General features: G+C 64.7%; 22 protein-coding genes and 1 tRNA gene. 15 read left to right on the top strand and 8 right to left on the bottom strand.

The annotated features are described in order from the left end of the window. Positions 1-68 precede the first annotated feature (68 nt). Genes B597_RS38990 through tusD form a run of 5 tightly spaced genes read right to left on the bottom strand, consistent with a single transcriptional unit; the run spans position 69 to position 2431 of the window. A complete protein-coding gene (locus tag B597_RS38990; protein WP_024162271.1) occupies positions 69-1052 on the bottom strand; it encodes a glycosyl transferase family protein in 984 nt (327 codons plus the stop codon). After that, entirely contained in the window at positions 1049-1381 is a 333-nt protein-coding gene (locus B597_RS38985) for a TusE/DsrC/DsvC family sulfur relay protein (RefSeq protein WP_024162270.1), read from the bottom strand. The genes B597_RS38990 and B597_RS38985 overlap by 4 nt, the downstream gene beginning before the upstream one ends. Next, positions 1378-1680: a sulfurtransferase complex subunit TusB gene (tusB, locus tag B597_RS38980; protein ID WP_024162269.1), complete on the bottom strand. Its 303-nt coding sequence runs from the start codon at positions 1678-1680 to the stop codon at positions 1378-1380. The genes B597_RS38985 and tusB overlap by 4 nt, the downstream gene beginning before the upstream one ends. Further along, on the bottom strand, positions 1680-2039 hold the full coding sequence (tusC, locus tag B597_RS38975) for a sulfurtransferase complex subunit TusC (RefSeq protein ID WP_024162268.1): 360 nt from the start codon (positions 2037-2039) through the stop codon (positions 1680-1682). The genes tusB and tusC overlap by 1 nt, the downstream gene beginning before the upstream one ends. Further along, positions 2039-2431 (bottom strand): sulfurtransferase complex subunit TusD, encoded by a 393-nt coding sequence (tusD, locus tag B597_RS38970; RefSeq protein WP_024162267.1) that lies wholly within the window; start codon positions 2429-2431, stop codon positions 2039-2041. The genes tusC and tusD overlap by 1 nt, the downstream gene beginning before the upstream one ends. A 263-nt stretch (positions 2432-2694) precedes the next feature. On the opposite strand from tusD, the gene B597_RS38965 reads away from it, so the two are divergent. After that, positions 2695-3957: an MFS transporter gene (locus B597_RS38965; protein ID WP_024162266.1), complete on the top strand. Its 1263-nt coding sequence runs from the start codon at positions 2695-2697 to the stop codon at positions 3955-3957. Positions 3958-4066: 109 nt separating this feature from the next. On the opposite strand, the gene B597_RS38960 is transcribed toward B597_RS38965, so the two are convergent. Then, positions 4067-4735 (bottom strand): Bax inhibitor-1/YccA family protein, encoded by a 669-nt coding sequence (locus B597_RS38960; RefSeq protein ID WP_024162265.1) that lies wholly within the window; start codon positions 4733-4735, stop codon positions 4067-4069. Between the two features lie 127 nt (positions 4736-4862). Here B597_RS38960 and B597_RS38955 point away from each other — a divergent pair. Both B597_RS38955 and B597_RS38950 read left to right on the top strand, forming a co-directional pair. Further along, positions 4863-4952: transfer RNA gene (locus B597_RS38955), tRNA-Ser, on the top strand. Between the two features lie 728 nt (positions 4953-5680). Continuing rightward, the gene (locus tag B597_RS38950) at positions 5681-5965 is read left to right on the top strand and encodes a hypothetical protein (protein WP_024162264.1); all 285 of its coding nucleotides are present in this window, start codon (positions 5681-5683) and stop codon (positions 5963-5965) included. Between the two features lie 158 nt (positions 5966-6123). Here B597_RS38950 and B597_RS38945 read toward each other — a convergent pair whose 3' ends face one another. Continuing rightward, on the bottom strand, positions 6124-7122 hold the full coding sequence (locus tag B597_RS38945) for a phage portal protein (protein WP_051519741.1): 999 nt from the start codon (positions 7120-7122) through the stop codon (positions 6124-6126). Further along, the gene (locus tag B597_RS38940) at positions 7122-8888 is read right to left on the bottom strand and encodes a terminase ATPase subunit family protein (RefSeq protein ID WP_024162262.1); all 1767 of its coding nucleotides are present in this window, start codon (positions 8886-8888) and stop codon (positions 7122-7124) included. Before B597_RS38940 ends, B597_RS38945 begins: the two co-directional genes overlap by 1 nt. Before the next feature lie 155 nt (positions 8889-9043). Between B597_RS38940 and B597_RS38935 the strand changes: the two genes are divergently transcribed. The 12 genes from B597_RS38935 to B597_RS38885 all read left to right on the top strand — a co-directional run bounded on the left by B597_RS38935 (position 9044) and on the right by B597_RS38885 (position 15642). Further along, positions 9044-9874, top strand: a complete 831-nt coding sequence (locus B597_RS38935) for a GPO family capsid scaffolding protein (protein WP_024162261.1) — start codon at positions 9044-9046, stop codon at positions 9872-9874. A 33-nt stretch (positions 9875-9907) separates the two neighbouring features. Next, positions 9908-10978: a phage major capsid protein, P2 family gene (locus B597_RS38930; RefSeq protein WP_024162260.1), complete on the top strand. Its 1071-nt coding sequence runs from the start codon at positions 9908-9910 to the stop codon at positions 10976-10978. 3 nt (positions 10979-10981) lie between these two features. Continuing rightward, positions 10982-11905 carry a phage terminase small subunit gene (gene gpM, locus B597_RS0223590; protein ID WP_024162259.1) on the top strand — a complete coding sequence of 308 codons (924 nt, stop codon included), beginning with the start codon at positions 10982-10984 and terminating at the stop codon, positions 11903-11905. Between the two features lie 99 nt (positions 11906-12004). Then, on the top strand, positions 12005-12478 hold the full coding sequence (locus B597_RS38925) for a head completion/stabilization protein (protein WP_024162258.1): 474 nt from the start codon (positions 12005-12007) through the stop codon (positions 12476-12478). Next, positions 12478-12687 carry a tail protein X gene (locus B597_RS38920; protein ID WP_024162257.1) on the top strand — a complete coding sequence of 70 codons (210 nt, stop codon included), beginning with the start codon at positions 12478-12480 and terminating at the stop codon, positions 12685-12687. Before B597_RS38925 ends, B597_RS38920 begins: the two co-directional genes overlap by 1 nt. Continuing rightward, positions 12678-13136, top strand: a complete 459-nt coding sequence (locus tag B597_RS38915; RefSeq protein WP_024162256.1) for an enoyl-CoA hydratase — start codon at positions 12678-12680, stop codon at positions 13134-13136. Before B597_RS38920 ends, B597_RS38915 begins: the two co-directional genes overlap by 10 nt. Then, positions 13129-13443, top strand: coding sequence for a phage holin, lambda family (locus tag B597_RS38910; protein ID WP_031323590.1), 315 nt, complete (start codon positions 13129-13131; stop codon positions 13441-13443). Before B597_RS38915 ends, B597_RS38910 begins: the two co-directional genes overlap by 8 nt. Then, positions 13440-14258 (top strand): N-acetylmuramidase domain-containing protein, encoded by an 819-nt coding sequence (locus B597_RS38905; RefSeq protein ID WP_024162254.1) that lies wholly within the window; start codon positions 13440-13442, stop codon positions 14256-14258. The genes B597_RS38910 and B597_RS38905 overlap by 4 nt, the downstream gene beginning before the upstream one ends. Beyond that, on the top strand, positions 14255-14461 hold the full coding sequence (locus tag B597_RS38900) for a hypothetical protein (protein ID WP_024162253.1): 207 nt from the start codon (positions 14255-14257) through the stop codon (positions 14459-14461). The genes B597_RS38905 and B597_RS38900 overlap by 4 nt, the downstream gene beginning before the upstream one ends. Before the next feature lie 67 nt (positions 14462-14528). Beyond that, positions 14529-14849 (top strand): hypothetical protein, encoded by a 321-nt coding sequence (locus tag B597_RS38895; protein WP_024162252.1) that lies wholly within the window; start codon positions 14529-14531, stop codon positions 14847-14849. 1 nt (position 14850) lies between these two features. Further along, positions 14851-15150, top strand: a complete 300-nt coding sequence (locus B597_RS38890) for a hypothetical protein (protein WP_024162251.1) — start codon at positions 14851-14853, stop codon at positions 15148-15150. Positions 15151-15156: 6 nt separating this feature from the next. Then, positions 15157-15642 (top strand): hypothetical protein, encoded by a 486-nt coding sequence (locus B597_RS38885; protein WP_024162250.1) that lies wholly within the window; start codon positions 15157-15159, stop codon positions 15640-15642. The last annotated feature ends 167 nt before the right edge of the window (positions 15643-15809 follow it).

Here is a 15809-nt window from a genome sequence, read left to right as displayed (position 1 = left end):
AATATTGGAGGCCAGTCTAGGAATGATGGTTCGATCTATGTAGCTGAATAGCAGGTCAATCCTATCGCTCAAGCCGATGATTGGCGTGCCTGCCAGTAGTGGTTCGCCTGCTCGAAAGCAGCTTCGCGCGGCGATCCAAGGCCGCGCAGTGCCAGTGCCATGGTCGCCACGACCGCCAGCTCGCCGTAGGCATCCCGTGCGGTACCGTTCCACACGGCCAGCAGGTGCTCCGGATCCAGTTGCGCCGGTTTGACATGGCGTCGTTCCGACAGCGCCGGCCACTCCTCGTCCCAGGGCGTGCCGGCAGTGGTGCCGTACAGGTGGGCGATATTGTCCGGATTCATCTCGATCTCGCCGCCTTCGCCCTTGATCACAATGGCGTGGTCACCGAGCAGGGTGCTGGCCTGGCGATGGGTATCCTGGTAGCCGGGGTGGAAGATGCTCTGCAGGCCGCAACGGGCGCCGAGCGGGTTGAGCAGGCGTGCCAGCGAATGGATAGGCGAGCGCAGTCCGAGCAGGTTGCGCATGTCGATCATGCGCTGCAGGACCGGCATCCATGCGCCCAGGGCGATGAATGCGAGGCGGTTCTGATCCAGCGCGGCGCCGACCTGCTGCCAGTCTTCGCAGTGAGGGATGCCAAGAAGCTCCAGTTGCTGCTCGGTGTAGATCCGTCCTGCCGTGTGCGCGCCGCCGCCGTGCAGCAGGATGCGCACGCCATTGGCTGCCAGACATTTTGCCGCCAACAGATACCAGGGCAGGTGGCGCTTCTTGCCGGCGTAGCTTGGCCAGTCCAGATCGACGGCGATCGGCGGAGCCTGCACACGTTCGCGCACGGCATCGGTGAAGCCGGCCAGCTCCTCGGCGCTTTCTTCCTTGTGCCGCAGGAGCATGAGAAAAGCGCCGAGCTGGGCGTCTTCGACCTTGCCATCGAGCAGCATGCCCATGGCTTCGCGGGCTTCATCGCGGGTCAGGTCGCGGGCACCGCGCTTGCCCTTGCCGAGGATGCGCACGTAAACGGCAAACGGGTGTTCGGCTGGGGTTTCGATGTTCATAGGCAATTGCTCGGTTTCGGCAGCCCGGCCAGCTTGGCGGCCAGTTTGGCAGGGGTGCCCTTGAACAGGCGGTTGAGGTGCAGACTGTTGCCCTTGTCAGGGCCCAGTTTCAGCGCGGCGTACTTGATCAGCGGTCGTGTCGCTGGTGACAGCTGGAACTGCGCATAGAACTCGCGTAGCAGGTGGATGACCTCCCAATGCCCGGTTTCCAGCACCAGCTCTTCCCGACCGGCCAGCGCTTCGGCAACGGCTTCGCTCCAATCAGACAGGTCGACCAGAAAGCCATCCCTGTCCAGGGCGATCTCACGCCCGTCGACGAACAGGCTCATAACCAGCTATTGACCCGCTCGTAGCGGCAGGTCAACTCGACGAAGCCGGCGTAGTCCAGCTGGCGCACACGGGGCGGCAGGGGATCGAGCGCGCGGGCCAGCACGTCTTCCTCCAGGGCATATACGGCAACATCCTCGGCCAGTTGCTGCAGTGCCGTACACGGAGCGGTGCCGGCGCGCAGGGCATAGCTGGCATCACCGGTCAGCAGCAGTGCATCGCCTGCGCCGAGCAGGGACAGGCAGCTGTGCAGGCGGCCATCGGCGAAAGGGGAATGGGAAAGCAGATGCAGGGTCGCCATCAGATCGTGATCACATGGTCGTAGCGGTTGATCAGGGTGCTCAGGCCGGCGCCGTCGAGCACTTCGACGGGCAGAGCCAGCGCGGTTTCATCCAGGTTGCGCTCGGTCAGGCTATGCCGTGCGGCGAACAGCGCGTCGACGCCGAACAATGGCAGCGCCTGGAGATTGGCCGTCAGATCCTTCTGTTCGAGTGCTGCCGGCTGCTGCGCAGCGGCGAGCTGGAATACACCGTCATCGAGGAACAGCAGGCCCAGCGGCAGCTCGAAGGCGCCACCGGCCAGCACGATATCCAGTGCCTCGCGGGCCGAGGGGCCGGACCAGGGTGCCTGGCGGCTGATGATGAGCAGCGAGCGAGCCATCACTGACCTCCGAAACAGACGAGACGATCGGCCTGCTGCGCAGCCTCATGCAACTGGCCGAGCCCCGACAGCTCCCAGCCGGCCGCGAGATTCGCCGCCGGACGCTGGTAACGTTGCGCCTCGCCGGTATCCAGCACACCGCGGCGCAGGCCCGCGGCGATGCAAACCACGCCGTCCAGTCGGTGGGCGCTGACGAAGCGACTCCATTCGGCTGCGATATCCAGTTCGTCCTGCGCCGCCACGACATTTGCCGAGGCGCAGTGCACGCCATCCTGATAGAGAAACAGGCGAACGATTTCATGGCCAGCACCGAGAGCCGCCTCGGCAAAGCGCAGCGCGCGGCGGCCAGCGGGTGAGTGAGGCGGAGCGAACAGGGCTATTACGAACTTCATCGAGGCACCATTGCGAAACAGCCGACATGATACGCCAGCTACGGGCGTGACGAATCCTCCCCGATCGATTCCGTCGTGCATTTGTCTTGCGATCTCAAACGATGCTGTTGCAGCTATAAGTGCGTGCGAGAGATGTTCGACAGGCGGCAGCGATGGGGTCCCGGAGTGCTACGCCGGGGCCGACCGCGGTTTGCCTGAACTGGCGGCACTCCGGTAGATTGGCCGCCCTTCAGCCCAGCTCATGGGCTTCGTCTGGACCTGTGATGCCTGTTTCCGACGCTTCCGCTTTACCTGCCTCGATCTATCGCCAGCCCGGTTTTCTGCCTTTCCTGATCAGTCGCGTGCTGGCCATGTTCGCCGTGCAGATCCTGGCCGTCGTGGTGGCCTGGCAGGTGTACGACATGACCCGTGAGCCGCTGTCGCTGGCCTATGTCGGCCTGGCGCAGTTCGTGCCCATGCTCGTGCTGCTGATGCCGGCGGGCGATCTGATCGACCGTTACGACCGCAAGCGCATCCTCTCCCTGAGCTGGGCGCTCGAAGCGGTCTGTGCCGCCGCGCTGCTGTGGTTGTCGCTGAGTGGTGGGGCGGTCGCCAGCTTCTACCTCGTGCTGGTGTTCTATGGCTGCGCCCGTGCGTTTACCGGGCCGGCATTGTCCAGCCTGCTGCCGCAGATCGTGCCACGCGAAAGGCTCGCTGCGGCGATCGCCGCCAACAGCATGATCGTGCGCGGATCGACCATCGCCGGGCCGGTATTCGGCGGCGGCTTGTACGCGCTGGGCGGTGGCGGACTGACCTATGCGGCCTGTCTGTTGTTCTTCCTCGCCGCGGTGGCGCTGTTGCAACGCGTGCCGGTGCGCTATGCCGAGGCGATGCGGGCACTGGAGGCCACGGCCTGGCAACGCTTCACCGCAGGTATCCGCTTTATCCGTTCTCGGCCGATCATCCTCGGCACCATTTCGCTGGATCTGTTCGCCGTGCTGCTCGGTGGCGTGGTCGCGCTGCTGCCGATCTACGCCCAGGAGGTACTGGAAGTCGGGCCGGCCGGCCTCGGTGCGCTGCGCAGCGCCATGGCCCTCGGTGAGGTGATGGTGGGCTTCTACCTGAGCACGCGACCATTCAATCGCCACGTCGGTATGACCATGTTCATCGCGGTGGCGGTGTTTGGCCTCGCCAACCTGGTCTTCGCTCTGTCCAGCCTGTTCTGGCTGTCGTTCGCCGCGCTGTTCGTGGCCGGCGGTGCGGACATGGTGAGCATGTACATTCGCTCGACGCTGGTCCAGTTCTCCACTCCCGACGCCATGCGCGGGCGCGTCAACGCCGTGAACATGTTGTTCATTGGCTCGTCCAACGAGCTCGGTGAATTCCGGGCCGGTACCAGCGCCGCCTGGTTCGGTGCGGTGCCGGCGGCTTTGCTGGGCAGTTTCTGCACCCTTGCCGTGACCGGTGGCTGGATGCTCGGCTTCCGAAGTTTGCGGCAGGTGGATCGTTTCGAGGATGCGGCGCCGCATGCGGAACGCGCCAACTGATACGGGGTTCTTGGCCGCCTAAAACGAAAACACCCTGCGAAAGCATGGCTCTCGCAGGGTGTCGGGAGATGGCAATCAGCCTGCCGAAGCAGCCTGGTTCACGACTCGGTCAGTCGTTGCCGCCGAAGATGCCCAACAGCTGAAGCAGGCTGATGAACAGGTTGTACAGCGAAACGAACAGGCCGATGGTGGCCATGATGTAGTTGCGTTCGCCACCGTGGATGATGGCGCTGGTCTGGAACAGGATGCAGGCCGAGGAGAACAGCACGAAGCCGGCGCTGATCGCCAGTTGCAGACCGGTAATCTGGAAGAAGAAGCCCGCCAGCATGGCGCCGATCAGCACGAAGAAACCCGCGGTGATGAAGCCGCTGAGGAAGCTCATGTCCTTGCGGGTAATCAGTACGTAGGCCGACAGTCCGAAGAACACCAGGGCGGTCATCGACAGCGCCGAGCTGATCAACTCACCGCCGTTGGCCAACCCCAGGTACATGTTGAGGATCGGACCCAGCGTGTAGCCCATGAAGCCGGTCAGGGCGAAGGTGGAAACCAGGCCCCATGCCGAGTTGCGCAGCTTCGCGGTGAGGAAGAACAGGCCGTAGAAGCCGATCAGCACGACGAAGATATTCGGGTAGGCGGCGTTGGCCTGCATGGCCATGTAGGCGACCAGGCCGCTGAACGCGAGGGTCATGGCCAGCAGCCCGTAGGTGTTGCGCAGGACCTTGCTGACCTCGCGCTGCTCGACCTGCGTGTGGCTAAGCGCGTATTCGTGTTCGTGCATGGCGACACTCCTTTGGATGAATCAAGCCTGGGACGGTTTGCCCGGATCATAACAGAGGCAGGTTCGCTGCCTAGCATCAGTGTTTGACAGTGTATTTCTATCCGGTACTATTGCGCCCGCTTTATCCGGAAGTGTGGCCGAGTGGTTGAAGGCAGCGGTCTTGAAAACCGCCGAAGGGGAGACCCTTCCCAGAGTTCGAATCTCTGCGCTTCCGCCATATCCAATCCTGAAGGCCCCGTATTCCGGGGCCTTCAGCGTTTATGGGGTCTGGAAAAGCGGGTGTGAGTGTTCCCATATTGTTCCCATCACGATCATGCGAGCGACACGGCAAGCAGCCCGCCCAGGCACATCGCCGCGTTTTCGTCTGACCCATCGAAAATGGGTAATTTAGGTAATCTCCTTTTTCGCAAAGCCTAAACCCCTTTAATATCAATGCTTTAAGCACGATTCTTAAAGGTAACTTTTTTGGTAATTCATAGGTAATCAACTTACCTTTTCTGAGGGTCAGGCACCGAATAACGGAGGCCCTTTAAAATCAATGGGTTACGAAAAAATTACCTATCCACTTACCCGAAATTACCTTTGAAGGTAAGCGGACGAGCCCAGCAAATACGGGGCCTCCAGCCGCATTTCGGAAGGGCCTGACCAAAATTACCCATTTTCGAATTCGCCTCTGAAATCGGTTGGCTCGGCTAGCTACGCAGGCGCTCCAGAAAGAGGCCTCTGTGCAGGGTTTCGCAGGGGTGCCGGGCATCGAAAACGCCTCTCCAGCGCGCAGCCTGGGCCGCTCTCGGCCATCCCGCAGGGGTGCGGAAAATGCCATAGGTTTAGCCCGCAGGCGTGGTGGGGGGACGACGGCGCGCGCCGGGTGCGGATTGGGGGGGTGCTGGCGGCGCCGCGTCGACTGCGCTACGGTTTCGGCTCAGCCGAGCACCAGGAGGGCACATGGCTATTTGCGACGGGATCTATGAGCTGGTCAGCGGCAATGGCGCCGCGAGGCTGGTAACGGTGAAGGACGGCAAGGTCGACCCATACGACCATGGTGGCGATGTGATCGGCAGGCTTGAAGTGGCTGGTGGCGGAGAAGGTGACACCCATGGCCGGATGTTCTGCCTAAGCCTCACCGACCCGAGCCCGACGATCGATGAAACGCACATCCACCATGCCGGCATCAGCTACCGGTACCGTGCGGTGCAGAGCACTCTCGGTGATGAGCTGAAACCCGCATAAATACTGGCGTGCAGCCACTTTGCCGATGGACTTGAAGCAACATTTTTGCTATGGTTTGCTGGGGTTTTGCTAGCTAGCGAAACGCTCTTTTCAGGGTCGGCCAGGCACAAAAAAAGCCGCCTCGAGGGCGGCTTCGGTTTGCGCGATTGGTGGCGAGTTCAGCCCTTCGCCGGCAGCTCAAACTCCCTGAACCTAATCACCTCATCCCCCAGCCACTCATTCACCTGGGCCAGCCTTGCCTGAATTGGCTCCAGCTCGTTGACGGCCCACACCTCGGCCGCCTCGCGCAGTGAGCCGAATCCGCCGGCGTTGGTCGGCACGATGCCCATCAGCTGAGGCGGGATCCGGAGCGCGGCGAGCAAGTCGTCGCGGCTGATGTTCTTGATCGACCCGAATTCATCCTTCGCCGCCACCTCGCTCACCGGGATCAGCTGCAGCCCGTCCTTCTTGCCGTTCGGCGCGTAGACGAACAGGTTGCGGAAGTTGCCCGGGCCCTTGGCCGACTTCAGCGCCTGGCGCAGCGCGTCGACGTCCGCCTCATTCTGGCTCGCGTCCGTCATGTACATGATGAACCCGGCGTGGCTGCCGTTCTGGTAGTACTTCCGCCGGAACAGCGTGGCGCTCTCGTTCAGCAGCGCCGACTGCAGCGCCGACAGCCACTCCGGCAGCCCGTACACCTCCTGATTGATATCCGCCTCGCGCAGATGGCAGATCGTCCCGGGCTTGAACTCATGCTCATCGCGCCACCCGCGCACCTGGTAGTAAGTCTCCAGATCCGCGCCGCGGCGCATGTACTTCGCCAGCGTCGGCTGCAGGCTCAGCGGCTGGCCGAGCATGTTCTGCCGTCGCTCCAGATACGCATTGCCACACCACAGCCAGTCCAGCGCGAACTGGCCGAACGCCTGCCGGCTCAGCAGGCGATGCGGGATGAACGTGCGCTCCAGCATGTTGCGCTTGAAGTTGAGGCCCGACTGCAGAAACACGCTCGCCCGGGTCGACTTCGCCAGCCCATCCAGCGACAGCGGCGGCTCGTACCAGCGCCCGTTCAGCCAGCACTCCAGGTAATCGAGAATCTCACGCCCATCGAGCACCGGCAGCGGGTCGCCGAAGGTAAAGGCCTCCACGCCGGCGGCGGGGGCGGTGATCAATTCGCTCATCAGCAGATCTCCATAAATCCAGTGTTCGCCGAGGTCTGCCCCTCGAGCGGTTCGTTGTGCAGGGCGTGGAACAGCGCCCACGCGAGGTCCGCGTGGCCCGTCTCATCGTTGCGCCCGGCGGTGTATGTGAACTGGCGGCCCGAGGCCGTGATCGTCTTGCGAATCGCCATCAGCGAGCTGGCCACGTCCGTCCAGCCGGCGTCGAACTCCAGCCGGCCGTTGCGGATCACGTCGTAGGCCTTGAGCACCAGGCGCGTCTTCACCTCCGGCGAGTAGCTGAAGGTGGTCACATTGGGGAAGAACTGACGCACCAGCTGCGCCACGCCCGAGCCCAGCCCGGTCACGTCCACGCCGATATAGGTCACCCAGTAGCGGTTGCAGGCCTGGCGGATCGCCTCGGCCTGGGCGGCGAAATCCATCCCGCGGAACTGGTGCCGCTCCAGCAGTCGGAACTTGCCCCCCGGCACCGCCGGCGGCGCCACCACCACCATGCCCGCGCTGTCGCCCGTTTCGGCCGGGTCGTAGCCGATCCACACCGGCCGGTCGCCCAGCGGGCGCGCCGCGAACGGCTTGTAGTCCTCGCCCCATTCCACCCAACTGTCCACCATGCACGGCTGCAGCAGGGGCAGCGGGAAGATGCTCGCCCCGTCATCGACGAACTCGCACATCAGCAGGTTCGCGAACTGCTCCGCGTTGTACTCGAAGCGCAGCTCATCCAGGTCGAACAGATCGCAGCCGCGGCGCTCGGCATCCAGGATCGTCACGATCTGCCGCCAGATCTTGTCCTCCCGGCACAACTTGCCCGGCGCCAGCGTGTCGTGGCTCAGGTCGATCTTCACGTGCTTCGCCGCGGGCTTGCCCTTGTTCAGCCGCTCGCCCGTCCACCACTTGTAGGCCGGGTGCCCCATGCTCGAGGGCGTCGAAAAGTACGTCTTGCGCCACTTCTTGTGCAGCGCCATGCCCGACGCCACCTTGTTCAGCTCGTCGAAGCCATGCACCCAGAAGAATTCGTCGAAGTAGAAATTGCCGCTGCGCCCCTGGGCGGTGCGAAAGTTGGTCCCGAGAAAGTGCAGCTCCGCGCCGTTCGCCAGCACGATCGGGTCGCCCGTCAACTGCCGGCCAAGCACCTCCTGCACGAATGCCTGCATGTAATTCTTGAACTGGTGCGCCTGCGCCTTGCTCGCTGAAAGGAAGATCTGATTGCGCCCCGTCAGCAGCGCGTCGATCAGCGCCTCGCGCGCGAAGTAATACGTGGCCCCGATCTGGCGGCTCTTGAGGAGCATCCGCGTGCGCATGTTGATCGCCCGGTACCAGTCCAACTGATACTCGAAGCAACCGTCGCGGAAGGCCTCCTCCAGCAGCTCGATCTCGCCTTCATCGAACTCGTTGCGCTTCGGCGCCTTCTTCGGCCCGGCGTTTCGCTTGTCCAGGTTCGGATTGAGTTCCGCCTCGGTGCCGCCGCCCTTGAATCGCTCGATTCGCGCCTGCCGCTCCAACTGGCGGTGCAGCAGGTCAATTTCCTTGAAGTCGCCGCCGGTCTTGCCGTCCTTCAGGATCAGCTGCACCAGGCGGGCCTCCAGCGCGCCGCCGATGCGCTCCACGTTGTCCGCCCGGTCCCACTCGTCCCGGGTTTTCCAGCTGTGGACGGTCTTTTCCTTCTCCTCCAGGTAGTCGGCGATATCCGTGATGCGCCAACCCGTCCAGTACAAAAACTTGGCCTGGCGGCGGTTGTCGCGTTGTGCGGGAAGTTCGGCGGGTGCATTCATGGCGCCGATGCTGCCGTTCGCGCGCGCGAGCCCGTTACCCCTGCGCCCTGTAACCGCCGACGCTACACAGCGCGCGAATTGCCCACCCTGCGCGGGCTGCCGACCATGCCCTCACAGCAACTGCACCCAGCAGCCAACAGTTGAGGACAGCCCGCATGGCCGGCAACAGCAAAAAGTACCGCTCCAAGATGTTCCGCATCGGCGTCGAAGGCGCGACCACCGACGGTCGCACCATCGAGCGCAGCTGGCTGGAGGAAATGGCCGCCAGCTACAACCGCGACACCTACGGCGCGCGCATCAACGTCGAGCACATCAAGGGCCTGTCCCCCGACTCGCAGTTCGGCGCCTACGGCGACGTGCTCGCCCTGAAAACCGAAGAGGTCGAGATCAACGGCGAGAAAAAGCTCGCCCTGTTCGCCCAGATCCAGCCCAACGAGGCCCTGCTGGCCCTGAACAAGAAGGGCCAGAAGATCTACACCTCCATGGAGATCCAGCCCAAGTTCGCCAACACCGGCAAGGCCTACCTCGTCGGCCTCGCCGTCACCGACAGCCCCGCGAGCCTGGGCACCGAGGCGCTGGAATTCAGCGCAAAGAACGGCACCTTCGCCAGCCGCAAGCAGGACAAGGACAACCTCTTCACCGTCGCCGAGCCGGCCGAGTTGGAGTTCGAAGAGGTGGACGACACCCCGTCCAAGGTCGCCGGCCTGTTCAAGAAGGTCAGCGAGCTGCTCGGCAAGGGCAAGCAGACCGAGGAACAGTTCGGCGAGCTGGCCGAAACCCTCGAGGCCATCGCCAAGCACTCCGCCGACCAGGCCGAGGCGCTTACCGCCGAGCAGACCGCTCGCCAGGGTCTGGAAACCAAGCTCACCAAGCTGGAAACCGACCTGCAGGCGCTCACCCAGCGTCTCGGCACCACCCACGACCACAACCAACAGCAGCGCCCGGCGGTAGCGGGCGGCAACGGCCAGATCAAGACCCTGTTCTGAGCCCGCTCACACCCAACGCCCCGGAGAAACACCATGCGTAACGAAACCCGCCTCGTATTCACCGCCCTGGCAGCGCAGATCGCCCTGCTTAACGGCGTGGCCAGCGCCACCGAAAAATTCAGCGTCACCCCGTCGGTCCAGCAGACGCTCGAAACCGCCATGCAGGAGTCCACCGGCTTCCTTGGCCGCATCAACATGATCGGCGTCATCGAACAAAGCGGCGAGGCACTGCTGCTCGGCGTCAATGGCCCCATCGCCGGGCGTACCGACACCGCCGGCGGCAACCGCCGCACCCCGGCGCAGCGCCAAGCCATGGCCAAGGACAGCTACAACTGCGTGCAGACCAACTACGACAGCGCGTTCCCGTACTCGCTGCTCGATGCCTGGGCCAAGTTCCCCGACTTCCAGGTGCGCCTCACCAACGCCATCATCCAGCGCCAGGCGCTGGACCGCATCATGGTCGGCTTCAACGGCGTCAGCGCAGCTGCCGCCACCGACCGCGCCAACAACCCGCTGCTGCAGGACGTCAACATCGGCTGGCTGGCGAAGATCCGCACCAAGGCCCCGGACCGCGTGATCGACGAAGGCGCCGTCGCCGGCAAAGTGACCGTGGGCGCCACCAAGGTCATCAAGGTGGCCGGCGTGGACACCGAGATCAGCGGCGACTACCAGACCCTCGACGGACTGGTATTCGATGCCATCCAGACGCTCGACCCCTGGCACCGCTCCCGTCCGGACCTGGTCGTACTGGTCAGCCGCGACCTCATGCACGAGAAGCTGCTCAAGGCCGTGGAGAAGGGCGCCGCCTCCAACCAGGAAGAGAACGCCGCGCAGGAAGTCGTCAGCCGCGCACGCCTCGGCGGCCTGCCGGTGGTCGATGCCCCGTTCTTCCCCGAGGGCACCGTGCTGGTCACCTTCCTCAAGAACCTGTCCATCTACTGGCAGGAAGGTGCCCGCCGCCGTCACCTGAAGGATGAGCCCGAATACGACCGCATCGCCGACTACCAGTCCAGCAACGATGCCTACGTCGTCGAAGACTTCGGCGCCATTGCCCTGGTCGAGAACATCGAGGCCATGACCTACCCGGCACCGACTGAGGCATAACCCATGGCCCTGACCCTCGCCCAGCGCACCCAACTGCGTAAGCGCGCCGCCCTGGAGGCGGCCGCCACCGCACCGGCACAAACCATGGCCGGCGCCACCGCCTACGAACTGCAGCTCGCCCAGCTGCACCAGGACCGCCTGCGCCTGAAACAGATCCAGTCCACCGAGGGCAAGATCGAACTCAAGCGGCAACTGCTACCGGCTTATGACCCTTACGTGGCTGGCGTGCTCGAAGCTGGGCGGGGCGCGCAGGACGATGTGCTCACAACCGTAATGGTCTGGCGCATCGATGCTGGCGACTACACCGGCGCCCTTGACGTCGCCGACTACGTGCTCAAGCACGGCTTGGCCATGACGGACCGCTTCGAACGCACCACCGGCTGCCTGATCGCCGAAGTGGTGGCCGAAGCCGCCCTCAAGGCCCAGAAAGCCGACGGCACCTTCGAGCTGGGCCTGCTGCTGCGCACCGCCGCGCTCACCGCCGAGCAAGACATGCCCGATCAGGCCCGTGCCAAGCTCCACCTGGCGATCGGCCGTGCCCACCTCGGCGCCGCTGAAAGCCACATCGAAGCCGCAGAACTGCAGCATGTCGAAGGCCATCTGGTGGCGGCGCGCGAATCCATCGCCCGCGCCATCGAGCTGCACGACAGCTGCGGCGGCAAGAAAGACCTGGAGCAGGTAAAGCGCCTCCTCAAGAAACACGCGGAAAGCAAGCCAGCCACCACCGGCACCGGCGAGCCCCCAGCGAACGACCAGGCCAACCCCGACCAGGGCAACGGCGAGCCGACCGCAGAGGGCACCCCGATCGATGCCAGCACTGGTGAGCCCCCAGCGAACGACCAGCCCAACCCCGACCAGGGCACCGGCGAACCGGACGCAGAGGGCACTCCGGCCGAAACCGGTACCGGCGAGCCACCCGCTAACTGAGCGTCCCCACGCACCCCGGCGGCTCGGGGCCGATCAGCAGGTTTACTCCTTGCCCAGCTGTGAAGCCCCGACCACCGCCGACCTATTCGAGCCGCGACCATGAGCGCCTTCATCGCCACCAACGCCCCCGCAGCCGCCGAATCGTTCCCCATCACCAACGACGGCTGGTTCCCCGACCTGGACGGCGGCAGCCACCTGCGCGCCGCCCTGCGCCTGGACGGCAGCGTGACCGATGCCCGCCTCGAGGTCGCCGCCGTCAACGCCCTGATCGAAGTCAACCGCGAGCTGAGCCTCTACCGCAGCGCACGCGAGGAAGAAGGCCATGCCAGCCTTGCGGCCGTGCCTGCCTCCCAGCTCCAGGGCGAGAGCTACCTCGTGCACCTTTACCGCCGCGCCATCGCCTGCACCGTCGGTGCCGAGCTGGCCGAGCGCTACCGCGACTACAGCGCCACCGGCGACGGAGCCGAACGCGCCGATGCGCAACTGCCCACCGCCGACGAATACCGCCGCGACGCCCGCTGGGCCATCCGCAACATCCTCGGCATCGCCCACACCACCGTGGAGCTCATCTGATGGCCAGCCTGCGCGCCCAGCAGGGCGACACCGTCGACGCCATCTGCTGGCGGCACTACGGGCGCACCGCCGGCGTGGTCGAGCAGATCCTCGAAGCCAACCCCGGCCTCGCCGACCTCGGCCCGGTCATCCCCCACGGCACGCAGGTTTTGCTGCCCGAACAGGCCGTGCGCGCCGAACAACGCCAAATGGTGAACCTATGGGACTGATCTACCTCGCCCTCTACAAAGGCCGCGGCACGCTGTTCAACCGCCTGGTCCGTCTCTGGACGCGCTCCAAATACAGCCACTGCGAGCTGGTCCTGCCCGATGGTCGCTGGCTGTCAGCCTCGGCCATGGACGGCGGCGTGCGCGCCAAGCGCATCGAGCTGAACCTCGAGCATTGGGACCTCATCCCGGTGCCCTGGGCTGACCAACGTCAGATCCAGCACCTGTTCGAGAAGCACCAGGGCAAAGGTTACGACTGGCTCGGCCTGTTCGGCAGCCAACTGCTGCCCCTGACCATCGACAACCGCCGCCGCATGTTCTGCAGCGAATTCTGTGCCGCCGCCCTGGGCTTCCCCCTCGCGCAGCGCTACAGCCCCGCGCTGCTGGGTGAAGTCGTGCAGCGCGTTCATGCCATCACAACCGCAGGGCAACAGGATGAAGCACATGCCTGACAGACCGGAAACCTGGGCGTTTCTCGCCACCTGGATCGAGCACAACTTCCCTGCGCTCTACGCCGGCGGGCTCGCCTTCCTCATCGCCATCTGGCGCATCATCTACAGCGGCGGCAAGCTCCGGCAGCTCGCCCTCGAGGCGCCCCTGTGCGGCATGCTCGGCGTCGGCGTCTCCTACGGCCCCTCGCTGATCGGCGCGCCGCCCGAGGCTGGCACATTCCTCGCCTGCATGGTCGGCCTGTTCGGCGTCGAGGCCAGCCGCGCCGCGGCCAGGCGCGTCCTGCACAAAAAGGTCGACCAGCTATGAGCGACCTCCTGTCCAACGGCTCGCGCGGCTTTGCCGTGCGCAACCTCCAGGCCGCACTCAGGCTCGCCGGCTTCGACATCCACATCGATGGCGACTACGGCGACCAGACCGAGGCCGTCGTGCGCGCCTACCAGCGCAGCGTTGGCCTCGTGAGCGATGGCGTCGCCGGGCCAAAAACCCTGGCTGCGCTCGCCGGCCGCGACACCTCGCGCTACCTCAAGCAGCACGATCTGCAGCAGGCCGCCGACCGCCTCGGCGTGCCGCTGGCCAGCGTCATGGCCATCAACCAGGTGGAAAGCCGGGGAGAGGGCTTTGCCGCCAACGGCCGCCCGGTCATCCTCTTCGAGCGCCACGTCATGCACGAGCGCCTGCAGGCCCATGGCCTGAGCGCGCGCACAGCCGACAACCTCGCCGCCCAATACCCCAGCCTGGTCAACCGTCAACCCGGTGGCTACCTCGGCGGTACCGCAGAAAACCAACGCCTCGCACAGGCCCGCCAGCTCATCCATGACGCCGCCGCGCTCGAGTCCGCCAGTTGGGGCCTGTTCCAGATCATGGGCTACCACTGGCAGCGCCTCGGCTACCAGGACGCCCAGCATTTCGCCGACACGATGGCGCTCAGCGAGGCCGCCCAGCTCGACGCGTTCGTGTGTTTCATCGAAACCGACGCCGCCCTGCACAAGGCCCTCAAGGGCCGTAAGTGGGCCGAGTTCGCGCGCCGTTACAACGGCCCGAACTACGCCCGCAACCTCTACGACGTCAAGCTCGCCCGGGCCTATGCCCAGTTCGCCGGCGAGCAGGAGCAAGCCGCATGATTGATCTTGAAAAAGTCGCTCAGATGCGTCCGCAAGATGGTGATGTTTTCGCGTTGCCTGCTGATACCCCCATCGAATTTGCGAAGGCGTTTCAGGATGCGATTCAGGCCACGGCTCCGGGTATCAAATGCTCGGTGGTGCTAGGAAACATCCTCCAACTGACTGTCAGCGACATGAACGCCGCCGGCTGGTACCGCAAATGACCACCACCCGCCAACTCCTTTACGGCCTCGCCCAGTTCGCCGCCGCGCACGCCCAGGAGCACGCCGCATGACAGCCCGATACGACCGCAAGCCCTGTCTGCGCGGCGATACCCTGCTGGGCTGGAGCGTAGATATCGCCATCGACGACGCGCCGGCCGAAATCGCCTCGGCCCGGCTGCACCTGTGCACCGAAGCCGGACGTTTGGTCTACGCCTGGCCCGTAGCCATCGCCGGCAACCGCATCACCCTGGCCGACGTACCCGCGCAGGAAACCGCCCGCTGGCCCACCGGCCGGCTCGAATACGATCTGGAGGTCACCCTGGCCTCTGGGCGCACCGTGACCTGGCTAGCCGGCACCCAGCCCATCATCCCCGACCGGACGCGCTGATATGGCCAGCACCGTCACGCTCACCATCCACGACCGCGCTGCCGCGACTCAGTTGACGGTCAACGACAACACCCAATCGGTGGTGCTGACCGTCACCGACGCAAAAGGCGATCCCGGCAAGAGCGCCTACCAATCATGGCTCGACGATGGCAACGAAGGCCCGCCAGCCGATTTTTTCGCGTCGCTGGCCCCCATCAGTGCGGCCGAAAAAAACCGACTTGAGCGCCGGCCGGATGGCCTCTACGTCCGCGACGATCTGACACCCGACCCGCTTGCCTACTACATACTCGCCAAGGGATAACCAAACATGAGCCTAGAAACCAAACTGATCGCCCTGGCGCAGGCCGTTGGCGCCGACATCAAAGCCGCGCGTGCCCAGGTCGGTGACCTGTCCAGCCTGCCGACCACCGCCAAGGCCAGCCTTGTGGCTGCGGTGGCTGAGCTGTTCGACCTGACCAACGCGTTGATCGACGATGCGGCCGGCGACGGCACGCTCGACGCGACCTGGTCCGCAGATAAGATCCACGAGGAGCTGACGCTGCGCCTCAACGCCCTGCGCGACGAGCTGACCGATGGCGCATCTGCCGCGCTGAACACCTTCCGTGAATTGTCGGCTGCAATGGGCGACGACCCCAATTTCGCCCAGACAATCGCCACCGGCCTGAGCAACCGCGTGCGGTTCGACGCCGCGCAGGTACTGACCGCCGCGCAGAAGCTGCAGGCCTGCCAGAACATCGGCATCGGCGACCCTGAGACGGATTTCGCCGCTGCCTATGTAGCCGCTAAGGCCTAAGCATGAGCATGCAGGCGCGTATCGCCGCGCTGGCTGCTGCTGTGGGCCTTGATATCAAGCAGTTATTTGCGGGCAAGCAGGACAAGCTCGTTTCCGGCACGAACATCAAGTCGATCAACGGCACATCGCTGCTGGGCGAGGGTGATCTAGTAATCTCTGGTGGCATC

It is taken from the genome of Stutzerimonas stutzeri KOS6, assembly GCF_000307775.2.
GTDB lineage: Bacteria > Pseudomonadota > Gammaproteobacteria > Pseudomonadales > Pseudomonadaceae > Stutzerimonas > Stutzerimonas stutzeri_B.
Note: the sequence above shows the minus strand (reverse complement) of the source record. Positions and strands in the feature narration are given on the sequence as shown.